Origin of the sequence: Lyngbya sp. CCAP 1446/10 (genome assembly GCF_026130175.1) — a bacterium.
GTDB lineage: Bacteria > Cyanobacteriota > Cyanobacteriia > Cyanobacteriales > Microcoleaceae > Microcoleus.
In genome coordinates this window covers 1-1,832 of the sequence record NZ_JAIGNI010000129.1, presented here as the reverse complement: position 1 = coordinate 1,832, position 1,832 = coordinate 1, and the positions used below count along the sequence as shown (strand labels likewise).

The following is a 1,832-nucleotide window of genomic DNA, read 5'->3' as shown; positions in this document are numbered from 1 at the left end:
AAATCAAAATTTAGCGGTCAAGCAGTAAATGCGTGATTTTTGTGGCTGAATTAAGATATTTGTAGAATCAAATAAGTTATACACTGTCGAAAAATTAAGATTTACCGCAACTTATTGAGCGGATACATTATTTGTAATAACAGCCAACTATTTAATCCTACTATAATACTAGCCACTAACCAAGCTACCGCTTTCAGCCAAAATGGATTCACAAACTCTCCCATCAAGCCGCGATTTGAGGTAAACATTACCAAAGGAATTACGGCAAAAGGTAATTGCAAACTGAGAATTACTTGACTGAAAACCAGTAAATTAGTTGTACTGCCTTCACCGAACCAAATAATTGAGAGCAAAGCCGGCACAATCGCCACCAGTCGAGTCAGCAAGCGCCGCAACCAAGGCCGCATACGAAAATGCAAAAAGCCTTCCATCACAATCTGTCCTGCTAGAGTTGCAGTCAAAGTTGAGTTCTGCCCCGAAGCCAACAAAGCAAAGGCAAAAATTGCACTGGCAGAACCCACACCCAGCACCGGAGAAAGCAGTTTGTAGGCATCTTGAATTTCTGCTACTTCTTGATAGCCGGAAAAGTGAAATGTTGCAGCAGACAAGATCAGAATTGCTGAATTAATAAACAAAGCTATTGACAACGCTACTGTAGAATCAATCGTGCCAAATTTAATTGCTTCCCATTTTTTATCAGAAGTTTCTTCCCAAGCGCGAGTTTGCACGATCGATGAATGCAGGTAAAGATTGTGCGGCATCACAGTTGCCCCTAAAATCCCAACTGCAATATAAAGCATTCCCGGATTTTGTAAAATCTCTAGGCTGGGAACATAACCGAGTAAAACTCCTCCGGCATCTGGTTTGGCAAAAATCATTTCTGCGACAAAGCAACCACCAATAATTACAATAATCGTAATCACCAAAGCTTCGATATAACGAAAGCCTCTGCCTTGTAAAAATAACACCATTATCACATCTAATGCAGTGATGCACACTCCCCAAACTAAGGGAATGCCAAATAGCAATTGCAGTCCGATCGCACTTCCGACCAATTCAGCTAAATCGCAAGCTGCGATCGCAATTTCACAAAGTATCCACAGCACAAAATTAACTCGCGGGCTAAAATAATCTCGACAAGCTTGTGCCAAATCTTGTCCCGTTGCCACTCCCAACCGCACGCACAATGATTGCAGAAAAATTGCCATCAAATTAGATAGCAAAATCACACTTAATAGCGCATAGCCAAACTGTGCTCCCCCTGCTAAATCAGTCGCCCAGTTTCCGGGATCCATGTAACCCACTGAAACCAGATATCCAGGCCCTGCGTAAGCCAACATTTTACGCCAGAAGCCTTTGCTGTTGGGAACGGGGATGCTGCGGTGGACTTCGGGAAGGCTGGGTCTGTTTTCCGAGTGGGTCATTTGTTTTACTGTTCAAAATTTTTCATATTTTTTTCATATTTTCACAAACCCCGGTAAATTTCATCAGTCGGATGGCTCAAAATCTGGCGGATTCGCAGTACATATTAAGTTGTGTATATTTTTGGGGTTGAGCGCAGGTGCGGGCGATCGACTATGATAAGGGCGATCGCCACAAATCCATCAATCAGCGATCGTGATTTGAAAGATTTTTAAATTCGCGAGTTCCCTGATAGCCAGATAAATCTCCTAACTCCTTCAACGATTTTTCCCCTTCGTAAAACTTACTGTAGTTTAGACTAACTAAAGATGAGAACGGTGGCAAAAGAAGAACTAGAGCCACCGCGCCGGGAGAGAATGAGGGTGAAAAATAAAACCTATCCACTCCCTAAATGAACAGTGAACGATTAA

General features: G+C 42.4%; 1 protein-coding gene. It reads right to left on the bottom strand.

Features of this window, described 5'->3' with window-relative positions:
- Window positions 1-101 precede the first annotated feature (101 nt).
- The gene (locus K4039_RS26570) at window positions 102-1,424 is read right to left on the bottom strand and encodes an Nramp family divalent metal transporter (RefSeq protein WP_265239501.1); all 1,323 of its coding nucleotides are present in this window, start codon (window positions 1,422-1,424) and stop codon (window positions 102-104) included.
- Window positions 1,425-1,832: the final 408 nt, after the last annotated feature.

Bases quoted from the DNA above. Each gene is read 5' to 3' on its own strand.
- K4039_RS26570 (WP_265239501.1), bottom strand. From the start codon at position 1,424: ATGACCCACTCGGAAAACAGACCCAGCCTTCCCGAAGTCCACCGCAGC.